Raw genomic sequence first — 21,479 nt, forward strand, 5'->3', positions numbered from 1 at the left:
CATGGCCGAACGCGAACTCACGTCCGAGCTGCGGCACCGCCACCAGCAGCGCAAGGCGGCGACGACGATCCTCGTCGTGCTGCTCATGCTCTTCTTCGCGTTCTGGTACGCCTACTCCTACTACGAGGCGTCCGGCGCGCGCGGGGAGGAGACGCCGACCTCGACGGAGACGTGCCGGCCCTTCGACCCCAAGGTCCCGACGCCGGGGACGACGACGGTCAACGTCTACAACGCGACGACGAAGAACGGTCTCGCGGCCCGCACCGCCGCCGAGCTGCGCGAGCGAGGCTTCGTCATCGGCGAGGTCCGCAACGACCCCCTCAAGCGCAAGGTCGCCGTCGTCGAGGTCCGTCACGGTGCGGCCGGCCGCTCCCGGACGCCGCTGCTGGTCCCGCTCGGCGGGAAGGGCACGACCGCGGTCGCCGACGGCCGCAAGGACGCCTCGCTGGACCTCGTCCTCGGCTCCGGTTTCACCGCGCTGGCGCCGACCCCGTCCCCCACCGGGCTCCCCATGTGTCCCTCCCCGAGCACCGTGCCGTCGAAGTCGTCGACGTGACCTCGACGCCGGGGGCCGTGGCGGCGGCCGTGCTCTCCGCCGACCTCACGGCGACGCAGGCCCTCGACGTCGTCGTGCGTGGGGCGGGCGAGCACGTGAGCCGGCACGTCGAGGTGCTCGTGGCCGAGCGCGAACCGGAGGCGCTCCACCAGGTACGGGTCGGAGTCCGTCGCGCCCGCAGCGCCATCTCGCTCCTGCGGCGCCCGCTCGGCGACGGCGAGAAGCTCGCCTGGGTGGCGACGGAGATCCGCGACCTGGCGGTGCCGCTCGGCCCGGCCCGCGACCTCGACATCACGGTGCGGGACCACGCCGACGCACTTCCCCGTCCGGTACGCGAGCAGCTCCTCGCCCGGCGCGAGGCCGCCTACGACGAGGTCGTCGCTCTCGTGGGCTCGGAGCGCTGGGGTGACCTCAGGACGCACGTCGACGGTCTGCTGCGCCACCTCCACGACGAGGTCCCCGCCGACCCTCCCGCGGTGGAGGCGGCCACCGCGGCCCTCGACCGCAGTCTCCGCAGGGTGTTGCGTCGCGGCGCAGCCCTCGCCGAGGCGAGCCCGAGCGAGCGCCACGAGGTGCGCAAGGAGGCGCGACGCCTCCGCTACGGCATCCAGGCCTTCGGCAGCCTGTATGCCGTCCCGTCCGGGACCGCGGTCACCCCCGGCTCCCCGGTCCACGAGTTCACCCAGCGGGTCGCCGACGTCCAGGACCCCCTCGGCGACCTCGGCGACGCGCAGACGAGCCGCCACCTCCTCGAGCTCGTCGGGGCGCCCCCGCCGCAGACCGACACCGAAGGCCCCCTGCGACGTGCGTCGGAGGCGGTGGAGCGGCTTCGCGCCGCGACCCCGCCCTGGCGCCCTGCCCCGTGAGAACGCTCGGCGCATCGCCGCTCCTGAGGGCAGGGCTCGTCTTCCTCGGGTCACGGGTCCTCCTCGCCGCCACCCTGCTCGTCATGGCCGCGGCCGCGAGACAGGGCGCCGTCCACCACGAGTGGGCGACCGGCACCGAGTGGCTCGACCGCTTCGCCGGCTGGGACAGCTACCACTTCGTGCGCATCGCCACCGTCGGCTACCTCCCACCGGGGCTCGACTGCTGCGACCAGGCCTTCTTCCCGGGCTACCCCCTCCTCATGGCGGCCCTCGCGCCGCTCGTCGGCGGCAGCGTCACCGCCGCCGGCCTGCTCGTGTCGGTCGTCGCCGGCGTCGTCGCCGCCGCGCTCCTGTGGCGACTCGTCGCGGACGACGCCCGTGGAGGACCCGCGGCCGGGCGCCGTGCCGTCCTCCTGCTCGCGCTCGCCCCGTGCGGCTTCTTCCTCGTCTCGGTCTACACCGAGGCGCTCTTCCTCGCACTGTCCCTTGGGGCGTGGCTGCTCGCCTCCCGCCGCCAGTGGTGGTGGGCCGGAACGCTCGCGGCCCTCGCCGCAGGTGTCCGCGTCAACGGGCTCTTCCTCGCCGCCGGGCTCGTCGTCATGTATGCCGTCCAGTGGCACCGCGACGGCCGACCGCGTCCACGCGTGGACGTCCTCGCCCTCGGGCTGCCGGCCCTGGGCGTCGGCGCCTACCTCGTCCACCTCCACTCGCTCACCGGCTCGTGGAACGCGTGGCAGGAGGCCCAGGACGAGGGCTGGAAGCGGACGACGGCCATGCCGTGGACGGGCTTGACCGCGGCCTGGCAGTCCCTCCTCGACAGCCCCGACGCCTGGCTGGCGGCGAGCCGTGCGGCCGACATCGTCGCCGTGCTCTTCGGTGTCGCGGTGTGCGTTCTCCTTGTGGCACAGCGCCGTTGGCCCGAGCTCACCTATCTCGCGCTCACCGTCGGCGTCGTCCTCTGCTCGACCCTGTGGGTCTCCGCACCCCGCTACGCCCTCACCTGGTTCCCCGCCTACGTCGCGCTCGCGACGTTGCCGGACCGGACGGCATACCGGCGTCTGTATGCCGTGCTGCTGGGACTGTCGGCCGTCCTCCTCGTCGCCGCCACCTGGGCGGTGGCGACCCGCCACTGGGTCGCCTGAAAGCGGACTGCCCCAGCGAACTCCCAGGCGTATGGGTCACAATCTGTCGCGACAACGTTCGAGTTCTCAGGAGTGTGACGTGGCCCCGTCCGGGAGTGGCAGCAAGAAGGCGCGCGCGAGCCAGCGCAACGCCTCCGACCGTGTGGCGCAGATGCGCAGGGAGCAGCAGGCGAAGGACAAGCGCCGGCTGCTCGCGATCTGGGGGGCCGCCGCGGTGACCATCGCGATCGTCGTCGGGGCCGTGGCCTTCGCCGTCGTCAACGACCGCGCCAACACCCCCAGCCTCAGCGCCGTCAAGGACTACACCTACGAGGCGGGCGCGCACGTCCAGACGCCGGTGACCTACAAGGAGAACCCGCCGGTGGGCGGCGAGCACAACCCGGTGTGGCTCAACTGCGGCGTCTACGACGCGCCGGTGCCCAACGAGAACGCCGTGCACTCGCTCGAGCACGGAGCCGTGTGGGTGACCTACAAGCCGGACCTCGCCGCGGCCGAGGTCGACAAGCTCAAGGACGTCCTGCCGGACACCTACGCGCTGCTCTCGCCCTACGAGGGGATCCCGTCGCCGGTCGTCGCCACGACCTGGGGCCACCAGATCCAGCTCGACAGCGCTGATGACCCGCGCCTCGAGGAGTTCATCAAGAAGTACCGTCAGGGCCCGAGCACGCCCGAGCCCGGCGCCCTGTGCACCAACGGCACCGACGGCACGGACCCGACGGTCTCGCCGAGCCTCGCCGGCGGCGCCCCCGCGGCGACGCCGACCCCGGGCGCGTCGCCGTCGACGAGCCCCTCGTCGATGCCGGGTGCGAGCCCCTCACCGTCGGCCTCGTGACCGAGTCCCACCCCGCAGTACCGACGGCCTCACCCCGCTCCCGGGGTGAGGTCGTCGGTCTGTCGGTGCTGCTCGCGGTCCTGTCGCTGCTCGCCGGACTCGTCCTCGGCTGGTCGCTCTTCGGGCGGGGCGGGTTCCCCCTGGACGGGTCGGCCGAGGCGGGCTTCGCCCGTGACATGCAGACCCACCACGCACAGGCGGTGCAGATGTCGCTCATCGTCGCCGAGCGCACCGAGGACCCGGCGATCCGCACCTTCGCCAACGACATCGCCACGAGCCAGCAGCAGCAGGCCGGGCAGATGTTCGCGTGGCTCCAGCTGTGGGGGCTCACCCCCACCGGCTCGCAGCCGCCGATGGCGTGGATGGGCGACGACCACCACGGTGCGACGTCGGCGTCCGGTGACAAGGTCCCGATGCCCGGCATGGCGTCGGCCGCGGACCTCGCCCGGCTGACCGCTGCACGCGGCGTCGAGGCCGACCGCATCTTCCTCACCCTCATGACGGCCCACCACAAGGGCGGTGTCGAGATGGCCGACGCCGTGCTGGCCCGCTCGGACCGACCCGAGGTCGTCACGCTCGCCGGCGCCATGAGGGCCGCACAGACGTCCGAGATCACGACGATGCAGCAGATGCTCGCCGCGCGCTCCTGACGCCGGGGTCCGCAGCTTTTGCTCCCCATGAGGGGAGGTTGAGGGTCCGGAGGGAACGTTCTCCTCCGGACCCTCCACCTTCCCTCCGCATGCCGTCCGCCCGGCTTGGCGCATGCCGTCCGCCCGGGGCGGCGTATGCCGTCCGCGCCAGCACGGCGTGTGCCGTCCGGACCCAGCCCGATTTCGCGCATGAGGTCTCGTTGCGTATCCTGCTTCGCGGTGGTGTGTCCGAGCGGCCTAAGGAGCACGCCTCGAAAGCGTGTGTGGGTGCAAGCCCACCGTGGGTTCAAATCCCACCGCCACCGCCAGACGACGTAGGACCCGGCAGCTTCACCGCCGGGTCCTACGTCGTTTTCGGATGCGCGGGAACTGGAGGGGTTCGCGGGAGGCCGAGGAACGAGGCCGGGCGCGGACGACGGCTCCCACCGCCACCGTCAGAGACGACGCAGCCCCGAGCATCCGTGCTCGGGGCCTCGTCGTTGGCGCCTGCAACGGTTCCGCCGCGCGCACCCCACCCCCTTCACCCCTTGACGCCAAGGAAATCCCGTGTGCAATATATTGCATGCCAATCCCTCAGGGCTCCGACAACAAGCCTCGACTGCTGTTGCGTGACGACGCCTACCTCGCGTTGCGCGCCGGGATCATCAACGGCACCTTCGAACCGGGCGAGAGGCTCAACGACGCCGAGCTCGGCCGCTGGCTCGGAGTGAGCAGGACGCCGGTCCGGGAAGCGCTCAGCCGTCTCGAGCGGGCCGGCCTCGTCCAGTCCAAGCCCGGCAGCTACACCCGGGTCAGCCCCCTCGACGTCCGTGAGGCCCGTGCCTCACAGGCCGTCGCGGCGGCCCTGCACGAGCTCGTCGTGCGCGAGGCGGTCCCGAACCTCTCGGAGAGTGACCTTCGGGCGATGCGCGAGGCCAACCAGCGCTTCGCCGACGCCCTCGACGCCCATGACGCCGAGGCGGCGCTCTCCGCCGACGACGACTTCCACGCCGTCACCGTCATCGCGAGCGCCAACCCCGCCGCACTCACGGTGCTGGAGCAGGTCACCCCCGTGCTCCGGCGCCTCGAGCGGATCCGCTTCTCGAGCCTCGACGGCCGGCGCTCGATCACCCTGCACGAGCAGATCATCGCGCTGTGCGCGTCGGGTGACGCCGTCGCGGCCGGTCGCGCCGCGCAGGAGAACTGGCAGACCCTGCTCCCCCTCGTCGACCTGGTCGACGAAGAGACCGACAGCCGGGCCGGCTGAACCCGCCCCACCCCCAGAACCAAGGAGACACCCATGTCCATCGCGGACTTCGAGCGCTACCCCCTGACCTTCGGCCCCAGCCCCGTGCACGCGCTCGACCGGCTCACCGCCCACCTCGGCGGCGCGCAGGTCTGGGCCAAGCGCGAGGACGTCAACTCCGGCCTCGCCTTCGGCGGCAACAAGACCCGCAAGCTCGAGTACATCGTCCCCGACGTGCTCGCCTCCGGTGCCGACACCCTGGTGTCGATCGGCGGCTACCAGTCGAACCACACCCGCCAGGTCGCCGCCGTCGGTGCGAAGCTCGGCCTCAAGGTGCGCCTCGTGCAGGAGCGCTGGGTCAACTGGGAGGACCCGGGCAACGACCGGGTCGGCAACATCCTGCTGTCGCGGATCATGGGCGCCGACGCCCGCCTTGACCCGGCCGGCTTCGACATCGGCATCCGCCAGTCGTGGCAGGAGGCCATCGACGAGATCGAGAGCCAGGGCGGCAAGCCCTACCCGATCCCGGCCGGCGCCTCGGAGCACCGGCTCGGCGGACTCGGCTTCGCCAACTGGGCCTACGAGCTCGCCGCCCAGGAGGAGCAGCTCGGGGTCTTCTTCGACACCATCGTCGTCTGCACGGTCACCGGCTCGACCCACGCCGGCATGATCGCCGGTTTCGCCGCGCTCGAGGAGGCCGGTGGACGGCCCCGCCGGGTGCTCGGCATCGACGCCTCGGCGACCCTCGAGAAGACCCGAGACCAGGTCGGCCGGATCGCGCGCCACACCGCCGACCTCATCGACCTCGGCCGCGACCTCCGGGACGACGAGATCACCGTCCTCGAGGGCTGGGCCGGCGACGAGTACGGCATCCCGGTCGACTCCACGATCGAGGCGATCCGACTCGCGGGCAGCCTCGAGGGCATGATCACCGACCCTGTGTACGAAGGGAAGTCGATGGCCGGGCTCATCGACCTCGTCACCTCTGGCGAGATCCCCAAGGACTCCACGGTCCTCTACGCCCACCTCGGCGGCCAGCCGGCGCTCAACGCGTATGCCGGCGCGTTCGAGTGAGGTGGAGCCGTGAGCATGCTCGTTGACAGCCACGGTGGCGCCGACGCCCACGGCGACGCCGAGACGCCCGCCGGCACCGCCACGACCAGTAGCGCCGAGCTCGCGACGTTGCGCGAGATCGCGGACCGGGTGCTCTGGCTGTCGGCCGCGATCGTCGACGCGGCCAATGCCGGTCGCCCCAACGACACCGGGGTCAAGGTCGGCGGCCACCAGGCGTCCAGCGCGTCCATGGTCGACCTCATGGTGGCGCTCTGGTACTCCGAGCTCAGGAGCACCGACCGGGTGTCGGTGAAGCCACACGCCTCGCCGGTGCTCCACGCCATCACCTACCTCCTCGGCAACCTCGACGTGAGCTATCTCCCCCGGTTGCGCGAGCTCGATGGCCTGCAGAGCTACCCCAGCCGCACCAAGGACCCGGACGCACCGGACTTCTCCACCGGCTCGGTGGGTCTCGGTGCGACCGCTCCGCTCTGGGCCGCCGTGGCCCACCGCTACGCGCGCTCGCACTTCCCGGACACACCCGAGGCGGGCCGCTTCATCGGCCTGCTCGGCGACGCCGAGCTCGACGAGGGCGCGATCTGGGAGGCGATCGCCGACCCGAGCGTCGCCCGGCTCGGGGAGCTGACGTGGATCGTCGACCTCAACCGCCAGTCCCTCGACCGGGTCGTGCCGGACATGCAGATCTCCCGCCTCCAGGAGATGTTCCGCGCTGCCGGGTGGCAGGTCGTCACCCTCAAGTGGGGCCGACTCATCTCGGACCTCTTCGAGCGGGAGGGCGGCGACGCCCTGCGGCGCCGGCTCGAGCTCATGCCCAACGAGGAGTACCAGCGACTGCTGCGGTCCGAGGGCGACGAGCTCGCGCGACGGGTCATCGGCGAGAGCCCCGAACCCGGGCTCGCCGAGCTCGTGGGGTCGCTGCCGGCACCCGAGCTCGCGGCAGCGGTCCGCGACCTGGGTGGGCACGACCTTGGACTCCTCGTCGACACCTACCGCGACCTCGCCGAGGACCGACCGAGCGTCGTGTTCGCCTACACGGTCAAGGGTCGTGGCCTGCCCACCGAAGGCCACCCCAACAACCACTCCGCGCTGCTCACGGCCAACCAGATGGCTGCGCTGGCCGAGGCGTGCGGCACCGACCTCGACGACCCGTGGCAGGTCTTCCCTGCCGACTCCGCCGCAGGAAGGGCGTGCCGTGAGCGCCAGCGCGCCCTGGCCCGCCCGGCCGTGCCGGACGTCGCGTCGCTGGACGTGCCGACGACCCTGGCGCGCGACTACAGGAACTCGACGTCGACGCAGGCCGCCTTCGGACGGTTCCTCACGGACCTCCACCGGGCAGAGCCCGGCATCGCCGCCCGGATCGTCACGACGAGTCCCGACGTGGCGTCGTCGACCAACATGGGTGGCTGGATCAACAAGACCGGCGTCTGGTCGGTCGAGGACCGCAAGGACTGGTTCGCCGACGACCGCGAACGGGTGCTGCGCTGGTCCGAGGCGCCCACCGGTCAGCACATCGAGCTGGGCATCGCCGAGGTCAACCTCGTCGGCCTCCTCGGCGAGCTCGGTGCGACGTGGAGCCGGTGGGGTGAGCGGCTGCTCCCGATCGCGACGATCTACGACCCGTTCGTGACCCGTGCGCTCGAGCCGTGGTCCTACGGCATCTATGCCGGGGGCCAGTCGATCCTCGTCGGCACCCCGTCGGGCGTGACCCTCGCCCCCGAGGGCGGTGCGCACCAGTCGATCACCACGCCGTCGATCGGGCTCGAGCAGCCGGGATGCATCGCGTGGGAGCCCGCCTTCGCACAGGACCTGGAGTGGTGCCTGCTCGAGGCGATGCGCCGGGTCGGGGTCCCCGGTGGCACGTCGGCCTACTTCCGGCTGAGCACCCGTCCCGTCGACCAGGACCTCGCCCAGGTCCCGCAGGACCCCGCGTCCCGCGAGCGCAGACGGCAGCACGCCGTGGCCGGTGGGTACCGGCTCACGCACCACTCGCCCGAGGACGAGCAGGTCACCCTCGTGGGGGTCGGCGCGATGATGACCGAGGTGGTCGAGGCGGCACGCCGGCTCGAGGAGCAGGGAGTCGTCGCAGGTGTGGTCTGCCTGACCAGCCCGGACCTCGTCTTCCGCTCCTTCTCCGGGCGCGGCTCCGTCGCCGCCCGCGAGCGCAGCGACATCGCCGACGTCCTCTTCCCCCGGCAGGGGCGTGCCCCGCTCGTCACGGTGCTCGACGGGCACCCGCACACCCTCGCCTTCCTCGCGGGGCTGCGCGGTGACCCGGTCCGGTGTCTCGGCGTGACCGAGTTCGGCCAGTCGAGCAGCCTCCCGGACGCCTACCGCCTGCACGGGATCGACGCGGCGTCCGTCGTCGACGCCGCCCTGTCGCTGCTGGGTCGGTGACTCGGGGCGTCGGGTGGGACATGATGCCGTCGTGACCACCCGGCCCCCGGGAGCCCTCGAACCCCTCGACTCGCTCGACTCGCTCGCCGCAGGATCGTCGCGGCCCTGCAGGTCGACGGCCGCGCGCCCTGGCACCGGATCGCCGAGGTCCTCGACGAGTCCGAGCGCACGGTCACCCGGCGTGGGACAGCCCTGCTCGAGAGCAACGTCGTGCGGGTGTCGACGCTCAGCGGCCACAACTCGGCGGTTCTCGTGCGCGCGGAGTGCGCCGTGGGGTCGGTGCGCAGCACGACGACCGCGCTGTCTCAGCGCGCCGACTGCGTCTATGCCTACGCCCTCACCGGCGCCGTGGACTGCGTCGCCGAGATCAGGGTCGGGACCTCCGGGCTGTCCGGCCTCGTGCTCGACGAACTGCCAGCGACCATCGGCCTCGTCCGCGCACACACCGACCCCGTCCTGAGGGTGCTCCAGTCCGTCCGGCAGTGGCGCCCACCGATCCTCACCCCGCACCAGGTCGCCGCACTCGAGGCGCCGCCCTTCGGTGTGCAGCAACCCTCGTCGGAGCCGCCCGAGTCCCTGTCGGCCAACGACCGGGCCATCACCCGCAGCCTGGCCGAGGACGGCCGCGCCACCGTCACGACGCTCGCCCGCCAGGCCGGGATCAGCGAGTCGACCGCCCGGCGCCGCCTTGAGTGGCTGCAGGCGAACGGCCACCTGTGGTCCCGGGCCGTCGTCGAGCCCGCACGTCTCGGCTACCCCGTCGAGGCGATGCTCTGGATCCGCCTGCTGCCCGGCCAGATGGACGCCTTCAGCGCCAAGGTCGTCGGCAACCCCTACGTCCGGGAGGCCATCGCCCTCGCCGGCGAGTTCGACCTCGCCGTGAACGTCGCGGTGCCCGACCAGGCGACGCTCTACGAGCTCGTCAGCGGCTCCTGGCGCAGCCTCGTGCAGACCGCGCAGGTGTCCGTCGTGCTCCAGGCGATGAAGCGCTCGGGCCTGCGCACACCGCTCTGACACGGCATACGCAGGCCCGGTGGTGGTGCGCTCAGCGCACCGGGACGCCCGGACCAAGAGGCAGGCCGACGGCATACCAGAGGGCGAAGGCGGCGGTCCACGCGACGAGGAGCACCAGCGCGATCGGCAGGGTGTAGGACGCCAGGGTGCCGATGCCGGCGTTCTTGCGGTACTGCTGCATGTAGCCGAGCGCGAGGACGAAGTAGGCGCTCATCGGCGTGACGGCGTTGGTGCACGAGTCGCCGATGCGGAAGACCGTCTGCGCGACCTCGGGTGACACGTCGACGTACATCATCATCGGGACGACGATCGGCGCGATGAGCGCCCACATCGCCGAGCCGCTCGTCACGAGCATGTTGATGATGCTCACCATGACGACGAGCGCGATGAGGAAGACGAGGTTCGGCGTCTCGAGGCTCTCGAGCAGGGCCGCGCCCTCGACCGCGACGACCGACCCGATGCCCGTCCACTTGAAGTAGGCGAGGAACTGCGAGATCGAGAAGAAGAGCACGACGACGGGTGCGATGAGGCGGACACCGTCGGACATGAGGTCGGGGACCTCACCGAGACCGCGCACCGACCCGGTGACGCGACCGTAGACAAGGCCGCAGGCGGCGAAGACCACGGCCACGATGACCGCGACGTTGAGCACCGGCAGCGACTGGATGAGCGAGCCGTCCTCGCCGCGCAGGGGCGACGAGCCGGGCAGGGTGGCCGCCGCGATCGCTCCGATGACGACGACGGCGATGCCGGCGGCCGCCCACAGGCCGCGGCGCTCGACGGGCGTGAGGGAGAGGTCGATGGGCTGGGTCGGACCGTCGGCGGCGTTCGGCTCCTCGTCTGCTGCGCAGTCGGGACGGCGGCTGAGGACCTTCTCGATCATCACCGTCACGACGATGGCGACGAGGACGGACGAGGCGGCGTTCCAGTAGTAGCTGGCCAGGGGTGTGACGACGTATGCCGGGTCGACGATCCGTGCGGCACTCGTCGAGATTCCGGCGAGGATCGCGTCCGACGGGGTGATGAGCGGGCTCGCGTTGTAGCCGGCCGCCACCGAGACGTATGCCGTCACGACACCGATGACGGGACTGCGCCCGACCGCCTTGAAGGCCAGCGCCGCGAGGGGGATGAGGATGACGAACGCCGCGTCGAAGGTCGCGTGGGCGACGGTGCCGGCGAAGGCGACGGCGAAGGTGACCCAGCGGGCGGGCAGCCGCACGATGGTCCCGCGGAGAAGCGCCTGCATGAGGCCGCTGCGCTCGGCCACCGCGACACCCATGAGGGCCGTGACCACGACCGGCAGGGCGGGGAAGCCGGCGAAGTTGTCGAGCGCCGAGCCCAGGGCGAAGGACAGGCCGTCCATGGAGAGCAGGTTCTCGACGGCGGTCGTCTTGTCCGTGCCGGGGAGCTGCACCGACACCCCGCGGCCTGCCATGACGGCGCTCACGACGGCGAGCACGCCGCTGAGGATCCAGAAGAGCCAGAAGGGATGGGGCAGCCGGTTGCCGAGCCGCTCGATACCCGACAGGGTGCCGAACAGACGGTTCAGCCCCGGCGACAGCTCTGCCTTGGCGGCGGGCTCGGTCACTGTTTCGGTGGTGCTCATCCGGTTCCTCCCGAGGCTCATGTGGGTGGTCGGACGCTAGCCAACCCCGTCGAGCGATGGCAGACATCCGCCGGCCGTCAGGGGGCGGATGGCGGAATCGGCCACGGGTGAGGCGAATACCGGTCGTGAGGCCCTCGGGGGCCTCGCTTGCTGGCGGCGCCCCGGCTGCCCCCGGAGATTGGGAGCCATGACGACCTCCGAGATCTCCGACCTCAGCCTCGTGGAGATGGTCCGGCTGCTGCGCTCGCGCCACCTCTCCGCCACCGAGGCCCTCCGGGCGCACCTCGACCGGATCGACGAGGTGAACCCGCTGGTCAACGCCATCTGCACGGTCGACGTCGACGGGGCGACGCGGGCCGCCGCGGCCGCCGACGCGCTCGCCGCGTCGGGCGCTCCCCTGCCGCCGCTGCACGGCGTGCCGATGACCCACAAGGACACGCACGACACGGCGGGGCTGCGGACGACACTCGGCTCACCGCTGTTCGCCCACCGCGTCCCGACGGCCGACGCGCCGATCATCGCCTCACTCAGGGCCGCCGGGGTGGTCACCACCGGCAAGTCGAACACCCCCGAGCTGGCGGCGGGTTCGCACACGTTCAATCCCCTGTTCGGCACCACCACCAACCCGTACCACCCGTCGCGCAGTGCCGGGGGGTCCAGTGGCGGGGTGGCCTCCGCGATCGCTGCAGGCATCCAGCCCGCCGGTGACGCCAGCGACATGGGCGGCTCGATCCGCACGCCGGCGTCCTTCTGCAACCTCGTGGGGCTGCGCCCCTCGGCCGGGGTGGTCCCGCTGGGTGGCGCCGACCCGTGGGCCTGGATCTCGCGCAAGGGTGCGATGGCCCGGACCGTCGCGAACCTGCGGCTCATGATGTCGGTGATCGGTGGCCCTCACCCGGCGTCGGCGCTTTCGGCCCCCGCGCCGGTCGCCGTCCCCGCCGGGGTTCACGAGGGGTCGCTCGCCGGGCTGCGGGTGGGGTTCACGCTCGACTTCGGGATCGGTGTGCCGGTGGAGGGGGGTGTCCTCGAGGTCGTCGAGGCGCAGGCCGAGCTCCTCGCCTCACTCGGCGCTGAGGTCACGGAAGCCTGTCCCGACCTCAGGGATGCCGACGAGGTCTTCCAGACGACCCGCGCCTACGACTTCGCCACGGGTTATGGCGACCTCTACCTTCACCACCACGACGAGCTCAAGCCCGCGCTGCAGTGGAACCTGCGCAAGGGCATGGAGATCACCGCCGACGAGCTCCGGTCCGCCGCAAGCGCACGAGCACGGTTGCGTCGCAGCACGAATGCGTTCTTCGACAGCTACGACCTGCTGGTCGCACCGTCCGTCCAGGTCGCACCGTTCGAGGCGTCGCTCGAGTTCCCGCCGGAGGTGTCAGGCGTGGCCATGGAGACCTACCTCGACTGGATGAGGGCGGCGACGCTCATCTCGGCCACCGGGCTGCCGGCCATGTCCGTGCCCGCCGGCTTCGACGCCGACGGCCTTCCTGTGGGCCTGCAGCTCGTGGGGCCGGACGGCTCAGACGACCTCCTTCTGGCGGTGGCCGCGGTCTACGAGGAGGCCAACCCCCAGCACCTGCGTCGGCCGTCGCTCGACGCCTTCACCGTCGGCGCGGCCGCCGGGTCCGCACCGGGCTCCGGCGTCCTCGCGAGTGCGTCACCCGTCACGCCGTGACGAGGACGCCGGCGAGGTCCCGGCGTCGGCCGCCGACGAGGGACCCCGGCAGCCGCGCTGCCGGGGTCCCTCGCTGAGGCTCGTCACTCGCCGGCGTTGCCGCGGCACAGGCCGAGGGTGCCGGGTGCGCCCTTGGGCAGCCCGTAGTACTTCCACGAGTCGGCCGCCGTCTGGACCTGCGAGTCGACCTGGCCCTCCTCGGGGTCCATGTCGTTGAGGCCACTCGCCGCACAGGCCGAGCGCGCGTGGTCGAGCGCACCGGTCGTGTTCGTGCTGTGGCCCCCGGTCGACGGCGGACCCTTGATCTCACCCGCCATGGCTGGTGCGGCGGACAGTCCTGCCAGGGCGACCACGCAGGCCGCGGTCGCGAACAGTCTCCTCATGCTCGTCTTCCTTCCTCGTCGCCGGCTGGCGCCTCCATGGCGCCACTGCTCAGCGTGGAGTGCACGCGCGTTCCGCGACATGGTGCGGGCGGGCTCGCTCCACCACACGGGCCCGGGTCAGCACGAACGGGCTGACCCGACCGGTCGGGGCGATCTGACCGAACTCCGTGCTTCCTCTGAAGCCCTCGGCCACAATGCGACGGTGGGGGACGAGCAGCTCGTGGTGACCAGGTGGCGGCGATGGGGCAAGGACCGCCTCTACGTGGAGACGTGGGACGGGACGAAGGTCGGTTTCTGGGACCTCGCCGACGACACCGGCCACGCAGAAGGTCCCGAGCTCGAGCCAAGGCTCGTCGAGGCGGTGGCCCGGTGGCGCGAGTCCCAGCCGGCCGAACCCGCGGATGCCGACGACCGTGCCGAGCAGCTCCTTCCCGAGCCGGCTCTGCACGAACCGGACCTGTCAGCAGGACACGCTCACGACGATGACGTCCCGGACGAGTCCGAGCCGCTGCCCGACGCTGACCAGCGGCCGTGGATCGACCTCGCGTCCAACAGCGCCGGGGCCGAGGCGCGCCAGCGGGCGCAGTCCGCACGGAGTGCTGCTCCAGTGAGGACCGCGCTCGCGCGGGTCCTCGGCGTCCACACCGACGAGCGCGCGTGGCGGATCGGCGCCGATGGCGAGGAGAGGGTGGCGGCAGAGCTCGCCAAGGTCCGCATGAAGGACCCGAGGTGGCGCTTCCTGCACGCCGTGCCGGTCGGCGGTCGAGGTTCCGACATCGACCATGTGGTCGTCGGCCCCGGCGGAGTCTTCACCGTCAACGCCAAGCACCATCCAGGTGCGGCCATCTGGGTGGGCGGCAACACCTTCATGGTCAACGGCTCGAGGCAGCCCTACGTCCGGAACGCCCGCCACGAGGCCGAGCGGGCCTCGCGCGTCCTCTCCGAAGCCTGCGGTTTCACCGTCCATGTCCAAGGCCTCGTCGTCACCGTCAACGCGAAAAGCGTCACCGTGAAGTCACAGCCCGACGGAGTGGCCGTCGTGCCGCGAATGCAGCTCGCGTCCTGGCTTCGCCGACACGGCGACCTCCACACCGACGAGATCGTGGAGAGGGTCTACGAGGTCGCTCGCCGGTCCACCACCTGGCAGTAGGACCTCGAGATCGTCCGTCAGGTGAGGCGCATGGTCGTGAGGCAGGTCGGGTCATCGTCGTGGGTCGAGATTCGGGACTCGGCCGTCCGGCCGTCGTGGGTGATCCGCAGGGTGCCGGTGATGTCCTTCGGCAGCCACAGACCGACGAAACCGTTGTCGAAGACCGTCTTGGTCTCGCCCACGAGCACCGAGCCGGCCCCCTCCTCCACAAGGTTCACCTGCACGTCCTCCCCGCCCATCTCGCCCTTGCACGTCGTCAGCGAGTGGTTGAAGCAGTCGTGCGTTGTGTCGACATAGGGCGCCACCGACAGGTAGAACCGGTCGTCCGGGATCGGCAGCGACACCCCCGTGTCGTCACCCGACACGACGAGCTGCCGGGGTCGCACGGACGCCATGAGATCCGTCGGCCGCGAGGACACCGCCATGCGGTCGAGCTGGTCGATGATCTCGACGGCGCTCTTCCCGCTGAACGAGTGCTTGGCGAGCAGCGCCCGGCCGGCCGCTGACGACGCATCCGACGGTGCAGCGGACTGCGCCGTGGTCGGCACTCGCTCAGCGGTGACAGCGCCGGAGGTCGAGCCGGCGCACCCCGGGAGCACGGCGACGGCGAAGGTGCTGAGGAGGACGGTGCGGATCAGTCGCATGCCGCAAGCTGCCTCAGCCCCGCCAGAGCGCGGACCGGAGGTGGGTCCCGACACGAGCGGACGGCATACGACGCTCATTGTCCGGGAAAGGGAACAGCCCGCGGGCCTTGCCGCTCCATGTGGGAGGCAGCACGTGCAGGGGACGACCTGCACGGCCCGCGGGCTGCGGTGAGCTGCTGGGATTGCGCCGGGCGGCGCGACCTCGGCAGTCGAGGTGCACGACTAGCGCGCAGTCACCTCACGCGTCCAACGGGAAATCACTTCCTGGACCACCTCCCTTCCGTGTGCCTCGAAAATAAGCCGCGCGGGGCCGAAGCGCAACGGCTTTACCAGGTGACGTCGTGACAGCCGGTGTGTGACTCCGGCTCGACCTGGAGGGTCGCGTGCTCGACACCGAAGTCGCTGCGCATGACGTGCCGTGCCGCGTCGAGGACCTCGTGGGGGTCGGTGCCCTGGTGGGTCATGAGGTGCGCGGTCGCGACGTTCATGCCGGAGGTCAGTGTCCAGACGTGCAGGTCGTGGACGTCGCGCACCCCGTCGACCGCTCCGAGCGCCGCGGCGACGTCGTCCGGACGCACCCCGACGGGGGCGTGCTGGCCGAGGACGGCGAGCACCTCACGACCGAGCATCGCGGCGCGCACGGCCACGAACGCCGCGATCGCGAGCGCGATCCCGGTGTCCCACCACGCGTCGCCCGTGGCCGCGACGAGGAGTCCCGCGGCGATGACCCCGACCGAGCCGAGCGTGTCGGCGACGACCTCGAGGTAGGCGCCCTTGACGTTCAGGGACTCGGCCGCCCCGCCGCGCAGGAGCGTGAGCGCGACGACGTTGACGACGAGCCCGAGACCACCGACGACGAGCATCGGGCCGGTCGCGACCACCGGCGTCTCGCCGATGCGTCGGACCGCCTCGACCGCGATGTATGCCGCGACGCCGAGCATGAGGAGCACGGCCAGTCCCGACGCGAAGACCTCCGCACGGAACGACCCGTACGTGCGCCGCCCGGTCGTGTCGTCGCGTCCGGCGATGCGGGTGGCGACGAGGGCCGCGCCGAGCGCGACGACGTCAGCGGCCATGTGCCCGGCGTCGGACAGCAGCGCGAGCGAACCGGAGGTGAGGCCGGCGACGAGCTCGACGACGAAGAAGGCGGCGATGAGCACGAAGGCGACCCGGAGCCGCCACCGGTGCGTCGCCCCGGCGTGCCCGTGGCCGTGCCCGCTGCCCATGCGCACACGCTAGCGCCGCAGCGGAATCCCACCCGCACGGACATGGTCCGGGGGCGCCGGCGTGTGGTCTGGTGGGGGGCATGACCCGATACGGCTTCCACGCATCGCACGAGCAGATCAGCCCCGGCCGCCTCCTCGCCGACGTCCAGCACGCCGAGCGTGCGGGCTTTTCGATGGCGATGTGCTCGGACCACTTCTCACCGTGGAGTGCGCGACAGGGACACAGCGGCTACACGTGGGCCTGGCTCGGCGCCGCCCTCGCGACCACGGACCTCACCTTCGGGTGCGTGAGCGCCCCTGGACAGCGCTACCACCCGGCCGTCGCGGCGCAGAAGATCGCGACGCTGGCGCAGATGTTCGAGGGCCGCTTCTGGGTGGCCCTCGGCAGCGGCGAGGCGAGCAACGAGCACATCACCGGCGAGGGCTGGCCGCGCAAGGAGCTGCGGGACCAGCGGCTCGATGAGTGCGTCGACGTCATCCGGCGCCTGCTCCACGGCGAGGAGGTGAACCACGACGGCCTCGTCACCGTCGACCGGGCGCGCCTGTGGGACCTGCCCGAGCGGCAGCCGAAGCTCATCGCGCCGGTCGTCTCCGTCGAGAGCGCCTCCCGCGTGGCCGCGTGGGCCGACGGGCTCATCACGATCGTCCAGCCCGAGGAGACGCTGCGGGAGGTCATCGACGCCTACCGGGGTGCTGGTGGTCGCGGCGACCTCTCGCTCCAGGTGCACCTCAGCTGGGCCGAGACCGAGCAGGCCGCCGAGGACATCGCGGTCGACCAGTGGCGCAGCAACGTCATCGGGCCGCCCGTGGCGTGGGACACCGAGACCGCTGAAGCGTTCGATGCCATCGGCGAGCAGGTCACCGCCGAGGCGGTCCGCGAGACGGTGCAGGTCTCGTCCGACCTCGGCGAGCACCGCGAGCGCCTCGAGCACCTCGCGTCGCTCGGCTTCGACGACCTCTACCTCCACCACGTCGGGCAGGAGCAGTCCGGCTTCATCGACGCCTTCGGGTCCGAGGTCCTGCCGCAACCCGGCTCGTCCAGCTCAGTCGGTTCGACCGGCTCCGCCGGCTCGACCACGTCCGCGACGGCCTGAGGAGGCGACCCATGCGCATCACCGACACGAGCGACCAGTGGTGGAAGACCGCCGTCATCTACTGCCTCGACGTCGAGACCTTCTACGACTCCGACGGCGACGGGATCGGCGACCTCCAGGGCCTCGCCCAGCGCATCGACTACCTCGCCGAGCTCGGCGTCACCTGCATCTGGCTCATGCCCTTCTACCCCAGCCCGCAGAAGGACGACGGCTATGACGTCAGCGACTTCTACGGCGTCGACCCACGCGTCGGCACGGCCGGCGACCTCGTCGAGGTCGTCCGCACGGCCCACGACCGCGGCATCCGTGTCATCGCCGACCTCCTCGTCAACCACACGTCCGACCAGCACCCGTGGTTCAAGGAGTCGCGGCGCAGCACCGACTCCCCCAAGCGTGACTGGTACGTCTGGCGCTCGGACACCCCGCCGGACACGAGCGACCAGGTCGTCTTCCCCGACAAGGAGAAGGGCATCTGGAGCAAGGACGCGAAGACCGGCGAGTGGTACCTCCACCACTTCTACGCCCACCAGCCCGACCTTAACGTCGCCAACCCGCAGGTCCGTGACGAGATCGCCCGCATCGCCGGGTTCTGGCTCGAGCTCGGCCTCGACGGCTTCCGCGTCGACGCCGTGCCGTTCTTCGTCGAGGACGTCGAGACGACGGCGAAGCAGGGCGAGAGCGCGAAGGGCGGGGCCACGAAGGACTCGAAGCCGAAGGGCGAGAAAGCCGCCGGACACAACGACGACGTCGTGCAGTCGATCAGCCCGCACCAGCACCTCAAGGACCTGCGCGCCTTCATCAACCGCCGGAACGGCGCCGCGATCATGCTCGGCGAGGTCAACCTCCCGCACGCCCAGCAACGCGAGTACTTCGGCGCCGAGGCCGGCGACGAGCTGCACATGATGTTCGACTTCATCGGGATGCAGAAGCTCTATCTGTCGATGGCGCGCGAGGACGCGCGCACGCTCGCCCAGGCGCTCACCGACCGGCCGCCGATCCACCCGAGCTGCCAGTGGGCGACGTTCGTGCGCAACCACGACGAGCTCACCCTCGACAAGCTCACCGACACGGAGCGCGAGGAGGTCTTCGCCGCCTTCGGCCCCGACCCCGACATGCAGATCTACGACCGCGGGCTCAAGCGCCGTCTGCCGCCGATGCTCGACGGCGACCCGCGCCGGGTGCGCATGGCCTACAGCCTGCTCTTCTCGCTCCCGGGCACGCCGACCCTCTTCTACGGCGAGGAGATCGGCATGGGTGAGGATCTCGCCGGCGAAGGCCGGCACGCGGTGCGCACGCCGATGCAGTGGTCCTCGAACCCCTCGGGTGGCTTCTCGAAGGCGCCTGCCCGTCGGCTCGTCCGCCGCCCGACGCCGGGTGGCTTCGGCCCCGAGCACGTCAACGTCGTGGACCAGCGCACCGACGCGCACTCGCTGTGGGCCTTCATGCGCCACCTCGTCCAGACCTACCGCTCGTGCCCCGAGCTCGGCTGGGGCGACTTCACGCTGCTGCGCCAGCACGCGCCGCAGTCTGACGCCGTGCTCGCCCACCAGTGCTCGACCGGGGAGGCCGCGGTCATCGCCGTGCACAACCTCGGCGCCGAGCCGTGCACCGTCACCCTCGATGTCTCGGAGTGGACCGAGGAGGGTGACGTCGCCCTCGCGGACCTGTTCTCCGGCGGCGAGGTCGTCACCGACGACGGCTCCCTCGAGGTCGTGCTCGAGGGCTACGGCTACCGCTGGCTGCGGGTCCACCCGGTCGGCGACCTCCGCATCCCCTGACGCCGGATCCGGACGTCCGGGAGGTCAGGGGCGCGCCGAGGCGGTCAGGCGCGCGCCGACGCGGTCCGGCGCCAGCTCCACACGGCGACGCCGACGACGAGGAACGCCCCGAGCAGCACCGAACCCGCCGTGCCGAACCACGACACGACCTGCTCGTAGGACTTGCCCGCGGCGAACCCCGCGAGCACGCTGCCGACCGCCCAGGACCCCGCGCCGAGCAGGTCCCAGGCGATGAAGCGGGGCCACGACATGCCCGAGATGCCGGCGAGCGAGGGCATGACCGAGCGCACGAACGGCGTCCACCGACCGACGAGGACCGCGAGGCCACCACGCAGCCGCAGCCGCGCCTCGGCCCTGGCCAGCCGCTGTCGTCGCGCCGGGTTGGTGACCCGCCGGTGCAGGCGCGGACCCGCGTTGCGACCCACGGCATACCCGACGTTGTCCCCGATGACCGCGGCAGCGAGGACGACGAGCAGGACGGAGGCGAGGGTCGTGCGACCGAGCGCAGCGGCCGCCCCGGCGAGGACTGCCACGGTCTCGCCGGGCAGCACCATGCCCACGAAGAGCGCGCACTCGCCGAAGACGACGAGCCCGGCGATCGTGAGGATGACCCACGGCGGCTGGTCGAGCAGACCGGCGAGGACGTCGGTCACCGGCGCTCCCCGAAGAAGTCGAGCAGCTGGCGCGACGCCGCGGCCTCGAGGACGCCGCCGACGACCTCGATGCGGTGCGTGGCCCGCCGGTCGCGCACGACGTCCCAGACGGACCCGGTGGCGCCGAGCTTGGGGTCCCAGGCGCCGAGGACGATCCGCGAGATCCGGGCGAGCATCGCCGCGCCCGCGCACATGGGGCAGGGCTCGAGCGTCACGACGAGCGTGCAGTCGTCCAACCGCCACGACCCCGTATGCCGTGACGCCTCCCGGAGTGCGACCACCTCGGCGTGCGCGGTCGGGTCGTTGTCGACCTCGCGCAGGTTGCGGCCCTCGCCGATGACGGCACCGGTCGGGTCGAGGACCACGGCACCCACGGGCACGTCACCGTCCTGCGCCGCGCGCGAGGCGAGCTCGAGGGCGCGACCCATGGCGACGGCATACTCCTCGCGCACGGGGGAGGACGACGGCCTCGGGTCGGGGGTCACGCGCTAAGTTTCACCCATGCGCGTTCACGTTGCCGACCATCCGCTCATCGCACACAAGCTCACCTACCTGCGTGACAAGCGGACGGACTCGCCGACGTTCCGGCGACTGGCCGAGGAGCTCATGACGCTCCTTGCCTACGAGGCGACCCGCGACGTGCGGGTCGAGCCGTTCGAGATCGAGACGCCCGTGGCCCCGACGACGGGCATCAAGCTCTCCAACCCCAAGCCGCTCATCGTGCCGATCCTGCGTGCGGGGCTCGGCATGCTCGAGGGCATGGTGCGCCTCCTGCCGAGCGCCGAGGTCGGCTTCCTCGGCATGCAGCGCAACGAGGAGACGCTCGAGGCGATCACCTACGCAAACCGCCTGCCCGACGACCTCTCCGGCCGTCAGGTCTATGTCCTCGACCCGATGCTCGCCACCGGCGGCTCGATGGCCGACGCGATCAGGTTCCTGCTCGAGCGCGGCGCCGACGACATCACCGCGGTCACCCTGCTCGCCGCCCCCGAGGGCATCGCCCACCTCGAGGAGGCGCTCGCCGACGCCGGGGTGCCCGTCCAGCTGGTGACCGGCTCGATCGACGAGAAGCTCAACGAGCTCGGCTACATCGTGCCGGGCCTCGGCGACGCGGGCGACCGGCTCTACGGCCTCGTCTGAGGTCGCCCCGGCGTCTGCGCCCGCTCCCGCGGCTGTGCCCGCTCCCGCGGCTGTGCCCGCTCGGCAGACATCCCCGGGCGGGCGACACGCCGTGTGCTCACATGAGTCACACCCGTCACACGCTGATCCGTCATCATGAAGTGCTGCGAGCCCGCGCGCGCCCCTGCGCCGAGCCTGAACCCGAGAGAGAGACGACGTGTCCATGCCCCCGGTCAAGAAGATCGTCACGTGGCTGCTCGTCATCTTCCTGCTCTACGCCATCTTCACCTCGCCCTCTGACGCCGCCAACATCGTCGGCAGCGCGTGGGACGTCATCGTCAACGGCGTGCGCAACATCGGGCGGTTCTTCGACTCGCTGATCGCCCGGAGCTGAC

The 21,479-nt window shown here is 71.6% G+C and carries 21 protein-coding genes, 1 tRNA gene and 1 pseudogene; 17 read left to right on the forward strand and 6 right to left on the reverse strand.

Annotation, left to right across the window (positions count from 1 at the left end; all coding sequences use genetic code 11):
• The first annotated feature begins 1 nt into the window (after position 1).
• The 11 genes and pseudogenes from ACOJV7_RS05525 (at position 2) to ACOJV7_RS05575 (ending at position 9,753) form a co-directional block, all read left to right on the forward strand.
• Entirely contained in the window at positions 2-556 is a 555-nt protein-coding gene (locus ACOJV7_RS05525) for a LytR C-terminal domain-containing protein (RefSeq protein WP_420189134.1), read from the forward strand.
• Complete coding sequence (locus tag ACOJV7_RS05530; RefSeq protein WP_420189135.1) at positions 553-1,422, forward strand: CHAD domain-containing protein; 870 nt, start codon at positions 553-555, stop codon at positions 1,420-1,422. The genes ACOJV7_RS05525 and ACOJV7_RS05530 overlap by 4 nt, the downstream gene beginning before the upstream one ends.
• Positions 1,419-2,564 carry a mannosyltransferase family protein gene (locus tag ACOJV7_RS05535; protein ID WP_420189136.1) on the forward strand — a complete coding sequence of 382 codons (1,146 nt, stop codon included), beginning with the start codon at positions 1,419-1,421 and terminating at the stop codon, positions 2,562-2,564. Before ACOJV7_RS05530 ends, ACOJV7_RS05535 begins: the two co-directional genes overlap by 4 nt.
• Before the next feature lie 79 nt (positions 2,565-2,643).
• Positions 2,644-3,396 (forward strand): DUF3105 domain-containing protein, encoded by a 753-nt coding sequence (locus ACOJV7_RS05540; protein WP_420189137.1) that lies wholly within the window; start codon positions 2,644-2,646, stop codon positions 3,394-3,396.
• The gene (locus ACOJV7_RS05545; RefSeq protein WP_420189138.1) at positions 3,393-4,046 is read left to right on the forward strand and encodes a DUF305 domain-containing protein; all 654 of its coding nucleotides are present in this window, start codon (positions 3,393-3,395) and stop codon (positions 4,044-4,046) included. The genes ACOJV7_RS05540 and ACOJV7_RS05545 overlap by 4 nt, the downstream gene beginning before the upstream one ends.
• A 218-nt stretch (positions 4,047-4,264) precedes the next feature.
• Positions 4,265-4,354 (forward strand) — tRNA-Ser (locus ACOJV7_RS05550).
• A 254-nt stretch (positions 4,355-4,608) separates the two neighbouring features.
• Positions 4,609-5,292, forward strand: coding sequence for a GntR family transcriptional regulator (locus ACOJV7_RS05555; RefSeq protein ID WP_420189139.1), 684 nt, complete (start codon positions 4,609-4,611; stop codon positions 5,290-5,292).
• 33 nt (positions 5,293-5,325) lie between these two features.
• Positions 5,326-6,345, forward strand: a complete 1,020-nt coding sequence (locus tag ACOJV7_RS05560) for a 1-aminocyclopropane-1-carboxylate deaminase (protein WP_420189140.1) — start codon at positions 5,326-5,328, stop codon at positions 6,343-6,345.
• A gap of 15 nt (positions 6,346-6,360) precedes the next feature.
• The gene (locus ACOJV7_RS05565) at positions 6,361-8,739 is read left to right on the forward strand and encodes a transketolase-like TK C-terminal-containing protein (protein WP_420190377.1); all 2,379 of its coding nucleotides are present in this window, start codon (positions 6,361-6,363) and stop codon (positions 8,737-8,739) included.
• A gap of 93 nt (positions 8,740-8,832) precedes the next feature.
• Positions 8,833-8,910 (forward strand): annotated as a pseudogene (locus ACOJV7_RS05570) (hypothetical protein); the annotation flags it as partial.
• 45 nt (positions 8,911-8,955) lie between these two features.
• Positions 8,956-9,753: an Lrp/AsnC family transcriptional regulator gene (locus tag ACOJV7_RS05575; RefSeq protein WP_420189141.1), complete on the forward strand. Its 798-nt coding sequence runs from the start codon at positions 8,956-8,958 to the stop codon at positions 9,751-9,753.
• A gap of 31 nt (positions 9,754-9,784) precedes the next feature.
• Here ACOJV7_RS05575 and ACOJV7_RS05580 read toward each other — a convergent pair whose 3' ends face one another.
• Positions 9,785-11,359, reverse strand: a complete 1,575-nt coding sequence (locus tag ACOJV7_RS05580) for an AbgT family transporter (RefSeq protein ID WP_420189142.1) — start codon at positions 11,357-11,359, stop codon at positions 9,785-9,787.
• Between the two features lie 187 nt (positions 11,360-11,546).
• Between ACOJV7_RS05580 and ACOJV7_RS05585 the strand changes: the two genes are divergently transcribed.
• Entirely contained in the window at positions 11,547-13,037 is a 1,491-nt protein-coding gene (locus ACOJV7_RS05585) for an amidase (protein WP_420189143.1), read from the forward strand.
• Between the two features lie 83 nt (positions 13,038-13,120).
• On the opposite strand, the gene ACOJV7_RS05590 is transcribed toward ACOJV7_RS05585, so the two are convergent.
• Positions 13,121-13,420 carry a hypothetical protein gene (locus ACOJV7_RS05590; protein WP_420189144.1) on the reverse strand — a complete coding sequence of 100 codons (300 nt, stop codon included), beginning with the start codon at positions 13,418-13,420 and terminating at the stop codon, positions 13,121-13,123.
• A 202-nt stretch (positions 13,421-13,622) separates the two neighbouring features.
• Between ACOJV7_RS05590 and ACOJV7_RS05595 the strand changes: the two genes are divergently transcribed.
• Positions 13,623-14,570 carry a nuclease-related domain-containing protein gene (locus tag ACOJV7_RS05595; RefSeq protein WP_420189145.1) on the forward strand — a complete coding sequence of 316 codons (948 nt, stop codon included), beginning with the start codon at positions 13,623-13,625 and terminating at the stop codon, positions 14,568-14,570.
• A 17-nt stretch (positions 14,571-14,587) separates the two neighbouring features.
• Here ACOJV7_RS05595 and ACOJV7_RS05600 read toward each other — a convergent pair whose 3' ends face one another.
• Both ACOJV7_RS05600 and ACOJV7_RS05605 read right to left on the reverse strand, forming a co-directional pair.
• Complete coding sequence (locus tag ACOJV7_RS05600; protein WP_420189146.1) at positions 14,588-15,214, reverse strand: CueP family metal-binding protein; 627 nt, start codon at positions 15,212-15,214, stop codon at positions 14,588-14,590.
• Between the two features lie 326 nt (positions 15,215-15,540).
• Positions 15,541-16,440: a cation diffusion facilitator family transporter gene (locus ACOJV7_RS05605; RefSeq protein ID WP_420189147.1), complete on the reverse strand. Its 900-nt coding sequence runs from the start codon at positions 16,438-16,440 to the stop codon at positions 15,541-15,543.
• Between the two features lie 80 nt (positions 16,441-16,520).
• On the opposite strand from ACOJV7_RS05605, the gene ACOJV7_RS05610 reads away from it, so the two are divergent.
• Together ACOJV7_RS05610 and ACOJV7_RS05615 are read left to right on the forward strand one after the other, a co-directional pair.
• Complete coding sequence (locus ACOJV7_RS05610; RefSeq protein ID WP_420189148.1) at positions 16,521-17,534, forward strand: TIGR03885 family FMN-dependent LLM class oxidoreductase; 1,014 nt, start codon at positions 16,521-16,523, stop codon at positions 17,532-17,534.
• Positions 17,535-17,545: 11 nt separating this feature from the next.
• Positions 17,546-19,312 carry an alpha-amylase family protein gene (locus ACOJV7_RS05615; protein WP_420189149.1) on the forward strand — a complete coding sequence of 589 codons (1,767 nt, stop codon included), beginning with the start codon at positions 17,546-17,548 and terminating at the stop codon, positions 19,310-19,312.
• Positions 19,313-19,356: 44 nt separating this feature from the next.
• Here the strand turns inward: ACOJV7_RS05615 and ACOJV7_RS05620 are convergent, their stop codons facing one another.
• Positions 19,357-19,965, reverse strand: coding sequence for a DedA family protein (locus tag ACOJV7_RS05620; protein ID WP_420189150.1), 609 nt, complete (start codon positions 19,963-19,965; stop codon positions 19,357-19,359).
• The gene (locus ACOJV7_RS05625) at positions 19,962-20,393 is read right to left on the reverse strand and encodes a nucleoside deaminase (RefSeq protein WP_420190378.1); all 432 of its coding nucleotides are present in this window, start codon (positions 20,391-20,393) and stop codon (positions 19,962-19,964) included. Before ACOJV7_RS05625 ends, ACOJV7_RS05620 begins: the two co-directional genes overlap by 4 nt.
• Before the next feature lie 73 nt (positions 20,394-20,466).
• Between ACOJV7_RS05625 and upp the strand changes: the two genes are divergently transcribed.
• Complete coding sequence (gene upp / locus ACOJV7_RS05630) at positions 20,467-21,105, forward strand: uracil phosphoribosyltransferase (protein WP_420189151.1); 639 nt, start codon at positions 20,467-20,469, stop codon at positions 21,103-21,105.
• A 196-nt stretch (positions 21,106-21,301) separates the two neighbouring features.
• Entirely contained in the window at positions 21,302-21,478 is a 177-nt protein-coding gene (locus ACOJV7_RS05635) for a hypothetical protein (RefSeq protein WP_420190409.1), read from the forward strand.
• Position 21,479: the final 1 nt, after the last annotated feature.

Origin of the sequence: Knoellia tibetensis (assembly GCF_048606415.1) — a bacterium.
GTDB classification, from domain to species: Bacteria; Actinomycetota; Actinomycetes; order Actinomycetales; family Dermatophilaceae; genus Knoellia; species Knoellia tibetensis.